We start from the raw sequence: 14,333 nt of genomic DNA, 5'->3' as shown, positions 1-14,333 counted from the left end.
CTGGGAGTTTGTTCCATGCAGCCACCTTTTAGTCGCGAACGGCTAAACCGCGAATTGAGCAATCTGGTGGAGCGCAGCCGGGACCGCCAACTACGCCTTGCCGTCACCGGCCTCTCGCAAGCGGGCAAGACGGCGTTTCTCACCTCCTTGGTGAATCAGCTCCGCCACGCCGGCGTGGAAGCTCAGCTTGACCTCCTCCCGGCGGCAAGAGAGGGGCGCCTGCTAGGCGCCCAACGCCTCAACCAGCCTGACTTGGGCATTCCGCGCTTTCCCTACGATCCAGCGATGAGCGCCCTGCGCGCCGACCCGCCGCGCTGGCCTGAACCCACGCGTGGCATCAGCGAGCTACGCTTGCAGCTACGCTACCGCCCTGCTCAACGCGGCTGGCTAACCCCGGAAATCGCCCACCTTACCCTGGATATTTTTGACTACCCCGGTGAATGGCTGCTGGACTTGCCCCTTTTACAGCACGATTTTGACAGCTGGTGCGCCACGCAGAGTCAAGCCCACGGCGAGCAGCGCCAAGCCCTGTTTCGCGACTGGATCGACGGCGTGGCGAAGCTCGACCCCACCGCCGAGGCGGACGAAACCCAGCTTGCCGAGCTCGCCACGGCCTACGCCGAGGGGCTTAAACGGGCTAAAGCGGCGGGGTTCTCTGACTTGCAGCCGGGGCGCTTTTTGCTTCCCGGTGAGCTCGAAGGCGCGCCGGTGCTGCAGTTTTTCCCTTTACCTCAGGCACTGCTGGATAAATTCGCGCTGACCGACGCCAAACGCCATGCCCTGCCCGACACCAGCGTCTACGCCACCTTGGCCGCGCGCTTTCGCCACTACCAGCAGCATATCGTCAAGCCGTTCTACCGGGAGCATTTTCGCCGCTTTGACCGTCAGATTGTGCTGGTGGATGTGCTCGGTGCGCTTAATGCTGGCCCCGAGCGCTTTGAGGATCTTTCCAACGCCCTGCGCCAGCTGATGCAGAGCTTTGATTATGGCAAGCGCAGCCTGCTCACCCGGCTTTTTGCACCCAAAATCGACCGGCTCGCCATCGCTGCCACCAAAGCCGACCACGTCACGCCGGATCAGCACCAAAGCGTCGTGCACCTACTCGAAGCGCTGCTCGCCGAGCCGCTCAAAGATTTGCGCTTTGCAGGCGTGCCGGTCAAAGCGCTATCACTGGCCTCGATTCGCGCTACTCAGACCCGCGAGGTCAGCGAGAACGGCAGCCGTATCCCGGCGCTGTTCGGTACCACGCTCAGCGGCGAAGAAGTGCTGGACTTTCCTGGCGAGGTACCCAGCCACCTTCCGGGGGAGGATTTTTGGCGGCGGCAAGGCTTCGATTTCGCCAGCTTCCGCCCGCTGCCGATGTCTTCAGCGGCGCTACCGCATATTCGCATGGATGCCGCCATCGACTGGCTGATGGGAGATAAACTTGTATGACCCAGCTAAAACCCCGCCGCCGCTTTCATAGCCAACAGGCTCAAAGTGAACACATAGATCACCAACACGACAGCCGAAACAACCGCGTTGCGCCGCGCGAAGCGCTCGATAAAGACATACCGCTCGATGACGACTTAGCGACGTTAAAACCGCGCCGCCACTTTGACCCCGCGACCACTTCCTACCACGAACCCGACCCCGTGGCCGACGATGCTCCCCTGCCCGCGCATAGCCTCAGCGCGCCACCTAAGCGCCGCTGGGGGCTACTTTTTGCGTTAGTCGGCGGGGCGAGCCTTGGCGCGGCGGAATTGGCCACCGGCCTGCCTGAGGCGTGGCGGCAGTCGCAGTGGCTTGCCGTGGCGTGGCAGCTGTTGGGTATCAGTCTGATTGGCTTGGGCGGTCTCTCGCTGCTTAAGGAACTGAGCCGTTTACGCCGGCTAAAGCGCCATGAGCGCCTGCGCGATGACCTTGCCGAACTCCCGCAACGTTCCGCACAGCAGGCGCGAAAGCTTGCCGAGACGCTGCGCCAGCAGCTCAACCTAGGCGACGATGACCCCCACTGGCAGGCGTTCAAGCAGGCGAGCCAACCCCACCACAGCGGTGAGGAGACGCTAACGCTGCTTAACCATCATCTGCTTGCCCCGCGCGACCGGGAAGCGCAGCGGTTAATTTCACGGATGTCAGGAGAAACAGCGGTCCTGACCGCGATCAGCCCGTTGACGCTGGTGGATATGGGGCTGGTGGCGTGGCGCAACCTCGCCATGGTGAACCGGCTCTGCCGCCTCTATGGGCTAGAGCTTGGTTACGCCAGCCGCCTGCGGCTATTTAAACGCGTGCTTTACAACATGGCTTTTGCTGGCGCCAGCGAAATGGTGGCTGAGGCGGGCACTGACATGCTCTCCCTCGACCTTGCCGGACGGATATCCGCGCGGGCCGGACAAGGGCTTGCCACCGGGCTACTCAGCGCACGCCTTGGGCTGCGCGCGCAGCGCCTGTGCCGCCCGCTCGCCTTCACGCCCGAAGAGCAGCCCAAACTCGCGGATCTACGTCAAGAGATCTGGCGCCAAATTCGTCGCCTCGATAGCCAAAAAAAGCCCTGATGCATTACCGCCATCTCCTCCTGAATGGCTTCGTATCGTCCGCTGGGTGTGCTTACCACCGTGTGTTTCAGCTACGCTAATAGGCACAACACGCTTTTATCCACCTATTGGTATCACCAGAGGAGTCCGATGATGTATCAAAAAATCCTGGTACCCGTTGACGGTTCTGAGAACGCCCAACACGCGCTTGAGGTCGCCTGCCAACTCGCCAAAGAGCAGGACACCGCGCTGGTCATACTGCACGTACCCGAAATACTCACCCATGAAGCCACACTGGCCTGGGGAATCGGCACGACCGCCATTGACGCCTCCCGCGACGAGCTTGAGAAACTGGGAGAAAAGGTGATCGAGCACGCCTCAAACGCAGCCAAAGAGCGGGGTATCAGCCATCTCGAAACGGTCGTCGAACAGGGTGATCCGGCCAGAACGATTATCGACCAAGCCAAACAGCACGGCGTTGATGCGATCGTGATAGGTAGCCGCGGCCTAAGCGATCTGAAAGGATTGGTCGTGGGCAGCGTGTCACATAAAGTCAGCCACTCCGCGCCCTGCCAAGTGATCACCGTCAGCGGCTGATGATCAATCGCTAACCTACGCCCTGATAGGCCCGCGCAGCGTGATTCTTACGTCCCAACACGGTGCGCGGTCAAATGATCTCCTCGGAAGATTGGCGCCACGGACGTGAATCCGTATAGTGGCCCCCTACTCTTGCCAACTGATTGACCTCATGCTGCAAAATAACTCCGTGCTTGCTCAGCTCAAGCAACAGATGCGTGACACCACGCCCCGCGCTGAAGGCGTGATCAAAGCCACCGAAAAAGGCTTTGGCTTTCTGGAAACCGACGACGGTGACTCCTACTTCGTACCGCCCCCCGCGATGAAGCAAGTGCTGCATGGCGACCGCGTTGAAGCCGTCATTCATGAAAATGGCGATAAAAAGTCCGTCGAGCCCGAAAAGCTGATCGAAGCCGGGCTTGAGCGCTTTATCGCGCGGGTGCAAAAGCGCGAAGGCCGCTTGGCGGTGGTGCCTGACCACCCCTCTATTCGCAACGTGCTGAAAGCACGCATCAAACGTAGCCTCGATGAAGACACCATCGCCGACGGCGATTGGGTCGTCGCGCGCCTGGTGCGACACCCACTGAAAGAGAATGATCGCGGCTTCTTTAGCCAGATTGACGAGCTGGTCGCCAAAGCGGACGACCCCGCCGTGCCGTGGCGCGTTACACTAGCGCGCCACGCGCTGGAGCAGGAGTGCCCCGACGCCGGCAGCGATTGGCCGCTACGCGATGAAGGTCTGGTTCGCGAAGACCTAACCGATCAGGCGTTTTTCACCATCGACAGTGAAAAAACCCGCGATATGGACGACGCCTTGCATGTCGTGCCCCGCGAAGAGGGCGGCTGGCGCATGAGCGTGGCGATCGCCGACCCCACCGCCTATGTCGAAGAGGGCCACGCGGCGGATCTGGAAGCGCGCACTCGCGCCTTTACCGTCTATCTACCGGGGCAGAATGTCACCATGCTGCCCGAGCAGCTCGCCGATGACCTCTGCTCGCTGTGGGAAGGGAAAGAACGCCCGGCGCTTTCGTGCACGCTTGATATCAACGCCGACGGCAGCCTGGGCGAGTACCGCTTCTTTGCCGCCACGGTAAAATCCCACGCCAAGCTCGTCTACGACAACGTTTCCGACTGGCTTGAGGGCCAGGGCGACTGGGCGCCGGAAAGCGGCATTGGCGAGCAGCTTAAAGCGCTGCGCGATTTAACCCTGGCGCGTACCCGCTGGCGCGAAGAGCACGCTCTGGTATTTAAAGACCGCCCGGACTATGTGTTCGATCTGGACGAGGCCGGTAACGTCCTTAACGTGCGCACCGAGGAGCGCCGCATTGCCAACCGCATGATCGAAGAGTCGATGATTGCGGCCAACGCCTGCTGCGCCGATTTCCTCGCTCAGCACATTGGTCACGGCATCTTTAACGTTCACCGCGCCTTTGAGCCCGAGAAGGCGGAAGCGGCCCAGGAGTTCCTCGCCGGTCAAGCGATCAACGTGGAGCGCGAAGCCCTCACCGAACTGCCACGCTACAAAGAGCTTAAGCGCGAACTTGAAAGCCGCGACGATGCCTGGCTCGATGCGCGTCTGCGCCGCTTTCAAGGCTTCACCAACATGTCAGCGCAGCCGGGGCCGCACTTTGGTTTGGGTCTGCCCGCCTATGCCACCTGGACTTCGCCGATTCGTAAATACGGCGACATGGTCAACCACCGTTTGATCAAACGCGTGCTCAAGGGCGAGCAAGCCCCCGCCGAAGCCAGCCAGCAGCTGACCGAGCAGTTGACCGAACGTCGGCGCTTAAACCGCATGGCCGAGCGCGACGTCAAAGATTGGCTCTATGTGCGCTACCTGACACCGTCCGCGCAAAACCAAGAGACCTTCGACGCCGAAATCATGGCGATCAATCGCGGCGGCATGCGCGTGCGGTTGATCGACAACGGCGCGACCGCTTTCGTCCCCGCACCGCTGATGCACAGCGACCGCGACAAAGTCGTCATCGACGACAAGGAAGGCCGCATTCAGATCGAAGGCGAAGAGCGCTACAAGCTCGGCGACAGCCTCCGCGTGGCGCTGACCGAAGCGCGCGAAGAGACCCGTTCGCTGGTGGCTCGACCGGTCGAATAACCCCCTGCAAGCACCGATATGGCGGCGATATGCCGCCATATCGGTAGCTCAACGCCCACAGTGTGGCGCGTCGGCGGCACGGTAACGCGACATCGCCTCTGCCATGTTCGCGCTCAGTGCCTCAATACGTGTTTCGTGGGCCGGGTGTGTCGAAAGGAACTCAAGCGGCTGACCGTTTCCGGCAGCCGCCATACGGCGCCAAAGCGCAACACTTTGGCTTGGATCAAAGCCAGCTTCCGCCATCATCGCTTGCCCCATGATATCCGCCTCCTCTTCGTGGGTGCGGCTAAAAGGCAACGTGATGCCCAGTTGCGCGCCTAGCCCCAGTGCCTGCATTAAGGTGCCGCTTGCCACGTCCCCTTCGCTAAACAGCCCAATCACGACCAGCACCGCTTTGATCCCCAGTTGCTGTGTCAGGCGTTCGTTCCCGTGATCGGCAAGCACATGCGCCACCTCATGCCCAATCACCGCCGCCAACTGGTCAGACGTCTCCGCAAGCGCTAGCATACCGGTGTGCACGCCGATATGCCCACCTGGCAACGCAAAGGCGTTAGGCGATGGATCGTTCAATACCACGACCTGCCACGATGACGGCATCTCCACCTGTGGGTATAACGCGCGCGCGGCCGCAATCACTTCCCGTGATATGCACTGCACGCGCGCGATAGTGGCTGTATCACGCACTACCTGTCCTGAGGCGCGCATCTGCGCGAATGCGCTCTCCCCCATTTCCACCATCATCGATTCGGGTACGAGTGTTAGAGCAGAGCGCCCTTGAGGCGTTTCGCTGCAGCCAAGCAGCAGCAAAGATACCAGCGACAGTAGCCACCCTTTGATAGCGCGTTTTTTCGACATCGTTGATCCTGTTATTGATCATGCCCAAGAAACGAAAAAAGGCGCCCGAGGACGCCTTTTCTGTTCAGCCTTAACGCGACGCGTTTTACCAGCCGGTCACTTCTTTCAGTGCATCGCCAATCTCGGCCAGAGAGCGCACGGTTTTGACACCGGCGTCTTCTAGGGCGGCGAACTTCTCATCAGCGGTGCCTTTACCACCAGAGATAATCGCGCCGGCGTGCCCCATACGCTTGCCGGGAGGTGCGGTTACACCGGCAATGTAGGAGACAACGGGCTTGGAGATGTTGGACTTGATGTAAGCCGCCGCTTCTTCTTCCGCCGTACCGCCGATCTCACCGATCATCACGATCGCTTCGGTCTTCGGATCGTTCTCGAACATTTCGAGAATGTCGATGAAGTTGGAGCCCGGAATCGGATCGCCGCCGATGCCCACACAGGTGGACTGGCCAAAGCCGTGATCGGTGGTCTGCTTGACCGCTTCGTAGGTCAGGGTGCCTGAACGCGACACGATACCCACACGGCCCGGCTGGTGGATGTGGCCCGGCATGATGCCGATTTTGCACTCACCCGGGGTAATCACACCGGGGCAGTTCGGGCCGATCAGGCGTACGCCCAGCTCGTCGCATTTGACCTTCGCTTCGAGCATATCCAGAGTGGCGATGCCTTCTGTGATGCAGACGATCAGCTTGATGCCGGCATTAGCAGCTTCAAGGATCGAGTCTTTACAAAACGGTGCCGGCACGTAGATAACGCTGGCTTCCGCGCCTGTCTTCTCCACTGCTTCTTTCACGGTGTTGAAAACCGGCAGGCCCAGATGCTCCTGGCCGCCTTTACCCGGCGTGACACCGCCGACCATCTGCGTACCGTAGGCAATCGCCTGCTCGGAGTGGAACGTGCCTTGGCCACCGGTAAAGCCCTGGCAGATGACCTTGGTGTTCTTATCGATCAGGATGCTCATTACTTGCCCTCCGCCGCTTTAACGACCTGCTGAGCCGCGTCGGTCAGACTGGTAGCCGCGATGATATTCAGACCGCTAGACGCGAGTTTTTCCCTGCCTAGCTCGGCGTTGTTACCTTCCAGACGCACGACGACCGGTACATTGACGCCGACTTGCTCAACGGCACCGATGATGCCTTCGGCAATCATGTCGCAACGCACGATACCGCCGAAGATGTTGACCAATACGGCCTTAACGGAGTCGTCGGAGAGGATCAGTTTAAAGGCTTCCGCTACGCGCTCTTTGGTCGCGCCACCGCCGACATCGAGGAAGTTGGCCGGTTTGCCACCGTTGAGGTTAACGATGTCCATGGTACCCATGGCAAGGCCTGCGCCGTTGACCATGCAGCCGATGTTGCCATCCAGCGCGACATAGTTAAGCTCCCACGCGGCCGCTTCGGCTTCGCGCTCGTCTTCCTGCGACGGATCACGCATCGCCTGCAGGTCCGGATGACGGTACAGGGCGTTGCTGTCGAGGTTGATCTTGGCGTCGAGGCAGTGGAGGTTGCCTTCGTCGGTGATCACCAGCGGGTTGATTTCAAGCAGTGCCAGATCCTTGTCGTGGAACAGCTTGGACAAGCCCAGGAAGATCTTGGTGAACTGTTTCACCTGGTCGCCTTCAAGGCCCAGCGCGAACGCCAGCTCACGCGCCTGGTAGGGCTGTGCGCCGACCAGCGGATCGATTTCGGCTTTGAGAATCTTTTCCGGTGTTTCTTCGGCAACCTTCTCGATTTCCACGCCGCCTTCGGTAGAGGCCATGAAGACCACACGGCGCGTCGTGCGGTCAACCACCGCACCGAGATAAAGCTCGGAGGCGATGTCCGTGCAGTTCTCAACCAGAATCTTGGTGACCGGCTGACCGTTTTCGTCGGTCTGATACGTCACCAGGTTCTTGCCTAACCACTGCTCGGCAAAGGTTTTTGCCTCGGCCGGATCTTTGATCAGCTTAACGCCACCCGCTTTACCGCGGCCACCGGCGTGAACCTGGGCTTTAACGACCCACATGTCACCGCCGATTTTTTTGCACGCTTCTACTGCTTCTTCGGGAGTGTCCACGGCAAAGCCTTTGGACACTGGTAGACCATAATCGGCAAACAGCTGTTTGCCCTGATACTCGTGAAGGTTCATCGATTCATGCCATTGGTTGCATGTGACTCGAATGATGGCAAGCCATTAGCGTGCTCCCCATCCCCGTGCTTTCGATTCCTGTCTCTCATAACGAACGAAAAGAGGCATGGCCGAAAGCGTTGCGCCACCGGCTGGTGGCGCTTTGTTGTTACAGCATTGTATTACTTACGCTTTTTGCGGTTTGCCATGTGAATCGCATGGCCTTCCACCGCCAAGGCAGCTTCATGCACGGCTTCCGACATGGTCGGGTGTGCATAGCAGGTGAGCGCTAAATCTTCCGCGCTGGAGCCAAACTCCATCGCGATCACGCCTTGGGCAATCATTTCACCCGCGTGCTGGCCGACGATATGCATACCCAGGATACGGTCGGTTTCCGCATCGGCGATGATTTTCGCCTGGCCTTCGGTGGCGTTGTTGGCCATCGCGCGACCGCTCGCCGCAAACGGGAAGGTCCCGGTTTTGACTTCGATCCCTTTGGATTTGGCTTCTTGCTCGTTCATGCCGACCCAAGCCACTTCCGGGAAGGTATAGATGACGCTCGGAATGGTCTCGTAGTTCATCTCGGCTTTATGCCCGGCGATGATATCCGCCACCATAATGCCTTCTTCGGACGCTTTGTGTGCCAGCATGGGCCCGCGTACGCAGTCACCGATCGCGTAAACGCTGGGGATATTCGTACGGCACTGATCGTCGACAAAGATAAAGCCGCGCTCATCGAGCTCAATCTTCACGTCATCGGCAATCACGCCCTTGGTGTAAGGACGGCGACCGACACAAACGATCAGTTTGTCGAAGGTCATCTCCTGTTCACCGTTGGCGTCGGTATACTTGACGGTGACTTCATCACCGTTGGTTTCCGAGCCGGTGACGCGGGCGCCTAGGCGGATATCCAGGCCCTGCTTTTTGAGCAGCTTCTGGGTCTCTTTGGCAATGGTACTGTCAACCATGGGCAGGAAAGTGTCCATCGCTTCCAGCATGGTGACCTCAGAACCGAGGCGGCTCCATACGCTGCCAAGTTCCAAACCGATAATGCCGGCACCGATAACGCCCAAGCGCTTGGGCGCCTCTTGGAATTCCAGCGCGCCAGTTGAATCGACAACTAAGCCTTCCGTCAGCGGCGTGGGGGGAATTTCCACCGGCACGGAACCCGCGGCGACCACGATATTATCGGCCTCGTACTTCGTGACATTACCGTCTGCGTCGGTAACTTCAACCTGCTTACCGGCGATGACTTTACCTGTGCCATCAATCGCGGTAACGCCGTTGGCCTTGAACAGGCCCGAGATACCGCCGGTCAAGTTCTTAACGATCTTGTCCTTACGCGCCATCATCTTTTTGACGTCCATGGTGACGTCGCCCGCCTCAATCCCCATGTCGTCGAAGTCGTGCTTGGCTTCAACGAACTTGTGCGAGGCTTCCAGTAGCGCTTTTGAAGGGATACACCCCACGTTCAAGCAAGTGCCACCGTGGACCACCTTGCCCTCTTTACCGATCCACTTCTCGACGCAGGCTGTTTTTAACCCGAGCTGTGCCGCGCGAATGGCCGCCACATACCCCCCGGGGCCGGCACCGATAACGATCACATCAAACTTGTCAGCCATGTTGGCTCCTTTAGCTTGGTTGCCTTCTCCCTTGTGAGGAGAAGGCTAAGTGCGATTGAGCGTGTATGCATGGTTGGGCGTTTTATACGTCCAGCAGCAGACGCGCGGGATCTTCCAGCAGCTCTTTGATGGTGACCAAGAACTGTACCGCATCTTTGCCATCGATCATGCGGTGATCGTAGGAGACCGCCAGATACATCATCGGGCGAATTTCGACCTTGCCGTTGACCGCCATCGGACGCTCTTGAATCTTATGCATCCCCAGAATAGCGGTTTGCGGCGGATTGATGATCGGCGTGGACATCAAGGAGCCGAAGATACCGCCGTTGGTGATGGTGAAGGTGCCGCCCTGCATTTCGTCGATGCCAAGCTTACCGTCACGTGCACGCTTACCAAAGTCGACGATGGTTTTCTCAACGTCGGCGATCTTCATGCTGTCGGTATCGCGCAGCACCGGCACGACCAGGCCACGGTCGGTGGAAACCGCTACACCAATATCCTGATAGCCGTGGTAGACGATATCGGTGCCGTCGATGGAGGCGTTGACATCGGGGAAACGCTTGAGCGCCTCGCTTGCCGCCTTGACGAAGAAGCCCATGAAACCGAGCTTGGTATCGTGAGCCTTAAGGAAGGTATCCTTGTACTGGGCGCGCAAATCCATCACAGCACCCATATCCACCTCGTTGTAGGTGGTGAGCATCGCAGCGGTTTGCTGCGCCTGCACCAAGCGCTTGGCGATGGTTTGACGCAAGCGGCTCATTGGCACGCGCTTCTCGGGGCGCTCGCCTTCAACCGCAGGCGCTGCCGTAGCTGCAGCCTGGGTACTACCGCCCGCCGCCGGCTTCGCGGCCTTCTTGGCGCTACCCTCTTTGACGGCACGTTGAACGTCCTCTTTGAGGATGCGGCCACCCTTACCGGTGCCTTCGATGGCGTTAACATCGAGATCATGCTCGGCCACGAGCTTACGCGCCGCCGGCGCAAGAATCTTGTCGCCGATCTTTTCGTCGCTGGCGCCATCATCGGCAGACGCTGCGGGCTCAGCGTCGGCGGTCGTACCCGCGTCACTACCCGCGCCTTCGCTAAAGATCGCCAGGACTTCCTCGGATGCCACCTGGCTGCCCTCTTCAGCCTTAATATCGGTTAGCGCGCCGTCTGCAGGAGCTACCACTTCGAGCACGACCTTGTCGGTCTCGATATCGGCCAGCACTTCGTCGCGCTTGACCGCCTCGCCGACTTTCTTGTGCCAGGTGGATACAGTGCCTTCCTGCACGGACTCGGGGAAGGTCGGCGCCTTCACCTCGTGCTGCTTACCACTGTCGCTACCGCCGCTGGACTTTTTCTCTTCTTTCTTGTCTTTCTTGTCTTCAGACGCGTCTGACTTTTTAGCGCTATCGTCGTCGCCGGAAGACTTCTCCTCTTTGCCACCAGAGGCACTGCCTTCGCCGATCTTGCCTAGCACCTGCTCGGACTCAACGGTGTCACCCTCTTCGGCGGTGACATCGGTCAGTGTGCCCGCTTCCGGTGCGACAACTTCAAGCACCACTTTGTCGGTTTCAATTTCAACAATCAGCTCGTCACGCTCGACGCTGTCGCCCGGCTTTTTATGCCAAGCCGCCACAGTGCCTTCGGCAACGGACTCTGGAAAGGTTGGCGCTTTGATCTCGGTAGCCATGTCGTTTCCCTTATAGATTCTTTAAATCCGGTGGGCGCTTATAGGTTAAACGCGTCTTCCACCAGCTGGCGCTGCTGTTCAGTGTGAACGGACATATAGCCTGCCGCCGGTGCAGCGGAAGCCGGTCGCCCAGCGAACTTCAACTTGCCGCCTAAGCCCTCTTTGAGCATATCAGCCACGGCCCGCATATGGTGCTGGCTGGGGTACCAAGCGCCCTGGTTGAGCGGCTCTTCCTGGCACCAGACGATGTCCTCCACCTGGGTATACGCTTGAAGCGCTTCCAGTAGCTCCTCTTTGGGGAAAGGATAGAGCTGCTCAAGACGAATGATAGCCGTATCGGTACGCTCGTTATCATGGCGCCAGGCGACGAGATCGTAGTAGACCTTGCCCGCGCAAAGAATCACGCGCGTGACGTTTTCAGGCGTCAGATCGGCTTGATCGGGCAGTACCATATGGAACTTGCCATACGCCAGGTCATCCAGACTAGAAATCGCCTCTTTATGGCGCAGCAAGGACTTGGGTGACATGACCACCAGCGGTTTGCGTAGCGGACGAATCACCTGACGACGCAGCAGGTGGAAAATCTGCGCCGGTGTCGTGGGCACACAGACTTGCATGTTGTGCTCGGCACACATCTGCAAGAAGCGCTCCAAACGCGCGGAAGAGTGCTCAGGCCCCTGCCCTTCGTAACCGTGCGGCAGCAACATGGTCAAACCACACAGCCGTCCCCACTTGGTTTCACCCGAGGAGATGAACTGATCCACGACGACCTGAGCGCCGTTAAAGAAGTCACCAAACTGCGCTTCCCAAATTACCAGGTCGTTCGGCGCGGTAGTGGCGTAGCCATACTCAAAGGCTAGCACGGCTTCTTCTGACAAGAAGGAGTCATGGATCGTAAAGCGTGGCTGCCCTTCGGCGATATGCTGCAGCGGCGTATAGGTGCTGCCATCTTTTTGGTTATGAATGACGGCATGGCGATGCGAGAAGGTACCGCGGCCCACGTCCTGCCCGGTAATCCGCACCGGGTGCCCCTGGTCAAGCAGGGTGGCGTACGCCAGGGTTTCGGCGAAGCCCCAGTTGAGCGCCAGCCCCCCTGCCTGCATTTTGCGGCGATCATCGTAGATTTTGGCGACTTGGCGCTGCACCTCGACCCCGTCGGGGATATCGCACATTTTCGCTGCCAGTTTTTGCAGCTGCTTCATATCCACCGTGGTATCGGTGTGCCCGGTCCACTCGTGGCCGATATACGGCTGCCAGTCAACAAACAGCGACGTGTTGGGCTCTTGCACCAGCGCGTTTGCAACGTGGTTCCCCGCCATCAAGTCTTCGCGGTACTTCTCCACCATCGCTTTGGCATCGTCCTCGCTGACGACACCATCTTTTATCAGGCGTTCAACAAAGAGGGTGCGCGATGAAGGGTGCTGCTTGATTTTGGAGTACATCATCGGCTGGGTGCCGGAGGGCTCATCCGCTTCGTTATGGCCACGACGACGGTAGCACACCAGGTCAATCACCACGTCTTTCTTAAACTGCTGGCGGTAATCCAGGGCCACTTGGGTCGCATGCAGAACCGCGTCGGGGTCGTCGCCATTAACGTGGAAAATCGGCGCCTGAACCATCTTAGCGATATCGGTGCAGTACTCGGTCGAGCGCGCATCTTCCGGATGGGAGGTGGTAAAGCCCACCTGGTTGTTAATGATGATATGGACGGTGCCACCGGTTTTGTACGCCCGGGTTTGAGACATCTGGAATGTCTCCATCACCACGCCCTGGCCGGCAAACGCCGCGTCACCGTGCACGTTGATCGGCAGCACTTTATCGCCTACCGGATCATCGCGGCGATCTTGACGGGCACGTACTGAACCTTCCACCACAGGTGCGACGATTTCCAAGTGCGACGGGTTAAACGAGAGGGCGAGATGCACCTCGCCGCCCGGCGACATCACGTTGGAACTAAAGCCTTGGTGATATTTTACGTCACCGGAGCCACGCTCGATCGTCCGCTTACCGTCGAATTCGTCGATAAGATCCGCGGGGTTTTTACCCAGGATATTGACCAGCAGGTTAAGACGGCCACGGTGGGCCATGCCAATCACGACTTCTTTCGTGCCGTAACCCCCGGCGCGCTGGATAAGCTCGTCCACCATGGGGATGAACGACTCGCCACCTTCCAGGCCAAAACGCTTGGTGCCTGGGTACTTGGACGCGAGGTAGCTCTCCAATCCTTCCGCGGCGGTCAAGCGCTCTAGCACGTGCTTGCGCACGTCGTCGCTGAATTTCGGCGCGCTACGCACCGATTCAAAGCGACGCTGAAGCCAGCGCTTCTCTTCAGTATCGACAATGTGCATGATTTCGCAGCCAATGGAGCGGCAATACGTCCGTTCCAAGGCGTCAACGATGTCACGCAGCGGTGCTTTATCGATACCTAAAAAGAAAGAACCGGTTTGATACTCAACGTCCAAGTCGGCTTTTGAAAGCTGATGGAAGGAGAGATCAAGATCCGGAACGGGGGTGGGATTTCGCAGTCCTAGCGGGTCAATATTGGCCTTTTGATGACCACGGAAGCGATAGGCGTTAATCAGCTGCAGGACTTTCACCTGCTTTTTGTTTTCACCACTGTCGGCAGTGGCCGCTACCCGGCCGGGACGTGTTTCACGCCCTAACTGGTAGAACTGATCACGAATCGGGCTAAGTGGTACATCGTGGGAGGCACTGCCCTCGGGACGCGGTAGCGTATCAAAATAGTTACGCCACTCCTCGGGGACAGCATTGGGATCATCGAGGTACTGCTCGTAAAGCGCTTCCACGTAGTGGGCATTGCCACCACTAACGTGAGAGGAACGCCACATCAACTCCATTATGCCTTGTTGCATCTCTCG

General features: G+C 59.0%; 10 protein-coding genes. 4 read left to right on the top strand and 6 right to left on the bottom strand.

Annotated features, from left to right (window positions below; genetic code table 11):
- Nucleotides 1-15 precede the first annotated feature (15 nt).
- The 4 genes from BQ9846_RS02075 to BQ9846_RS02060 all read left to right on the top strand — a co-directional run bounded on the left by BQ9846_RS02075 (nt 16) and on the right by BQ9846_RS02060 (nt 5,202).
- A complete protein-coding gene (locus BQ9846_RS02075) occupies nt 16-1,434 on the top strand; it encodes a YcjX family GTP-binding protein (protein WP_075878960.1) in 1,419 nt (472 codons plus the stop codon).
- Nucleotides 1,431-2,534: a YcjF family protein gene (locus BQ9846_RS02070; RefSeq protein ID WP_083651442.1), complete on the top strand. Its 1,104-nt coding sequence runs from the start codon at nt 1,431-1,433 to the stop codon at nt 2,532-2,534. Before BQ9846_RS02075 ends, BQ9846_RS02070 begins: the two co-directional genes overlap by 4 nt.
- 132 nt (nt 2,535-2,666) lie before the next feature.
- Complete coding sequence (locus BQ9846_RS02065) at nt 2,667-3,110, top strand: universal stress protein (RefSeq protein WP_075878959.1); 444 nt, start codon at nt 2,667-2,669, stop codon at nt 3,108-3,110.
- A gap of 151 nt (nt 3,111-3,261) precedes the next feature.
- Nucleotides 3,262-5,202, top strand: a complete 1,941-nt coding sequence (locus BQ9846_RS02060; protein WP_075878957.1) for an exoribonuclease II — start codon at nt 3,262-3,264, stop codon at nt 5,200-5,202.
- Between the two features lie 48 nt (nt 5,203-5,250).
- On the opposite strand, the gene BQ9846_RS02055 is transcribed toward BQ9846_RS02060, so the two are convergent.
- The 6 genes from BQ9846_RS02055 to BQ9846_RS02030 all read right to left on the bottom strand — a co-directional run bounded on the left by BQ9846_RS02055 (nt 5,251) and on the right by BQ9846_RS02030 (nt 14,327).
- Nucleotides 5,251-6,057 carry a M48 family metallopeptidase gene (locus BQ9846_RS02055; RefSeq protein ID WP_075878956.1) on the bottom strand — a complete coding sequence of 269 codons (807 nt, stop codon included), beginning with the start codon at nt 6,055-6,057 and terminating at the stop codon, nt 5,251-5,253.
- A gap of 85 nt (nt 6,058-6,142) precedes the next feature.
- Nucleotides 6,143-7,015: a succinate--CoA ligase subunit alpha gene (gene sucD / locus BQ9846_RS02050; protein WP_075878954.1), complete on the bottom strand. Its 873-nt coding sequence runs from the start codon at nt 7,013-7,015 to the stop codon at nt 6,143-6,145.
- Nucleotides 7,015-8,181, bottom strand: coding sequence for an ADP-forming succinate--CoA ligase subunit beta (sucC, locus tag BQ9846_RS02045; RefSeq protein ID WP_075878953.1), 1,167 nt, complete (start codon nt 8,179-8,181; stop codon nt 7,015-7,017). Before sucC ends, sucD begins: the two co-directional genes overlap by 1 nt.
- A gap of 161 nt (nt 8,182-8,342) precedes the next feature.
- Nucleotides 8,343-9,782, bottom strand: coding sequence for a dihydrolipoyl dehydrogenase (gene lpdA, locus BQ9846_RS02040; protein ID WP_075878951.1), 1,440 nt, complete (start codon nt 9,780-9,782; stop codon nt 8,343-8,345).
- A gap of 82 nt (nt 9,783-9,864) precedes the next feature.
- On the bottom strand, nt 9,865-11,454 hold the full coding sequence (gene odhB, locus BQ9846_RS02035; RefSeq protein WP_075878949.1) for a 2-oxoglutarate dehydrogenase complex dihydrolipoyllysine-residue succinyltransferase: 1,590 nt from the start codon (nt 11,452-11,454) through the stop codon (nt 9,865-9,867).
- Between the two features lie 38 nt (nt 11,455-11,492).
- Nucleotides 11,493-14,327, bottom strand: a complete 2,835-nt coding sequence (locus tag BQ9846_RS02030) for a 2-oxoglutarate dehydrogenase E1 component (protein WP_075878947.1) — start codon at nt 14,325-14,327, stop codon at nt 11,493-11,495.
- Between the last annotated feature and the right edge of the window lie 6 nt (nt 14,328-14,333).

The organism is Vreelandella massiliensis (genome assembly GCF_900155385.1).
Lineage (GTDB): Bacteria > Pseudomonadota > Gammaproteobacteria > Pseudomonadales > Halomonadaceae > Vreelandella > Vreelandella massiliensis.
Note: the sequence above shows the minus strand (reverse complement) of the source record. Positions and strands in the feature narration are given on the sequence as shown.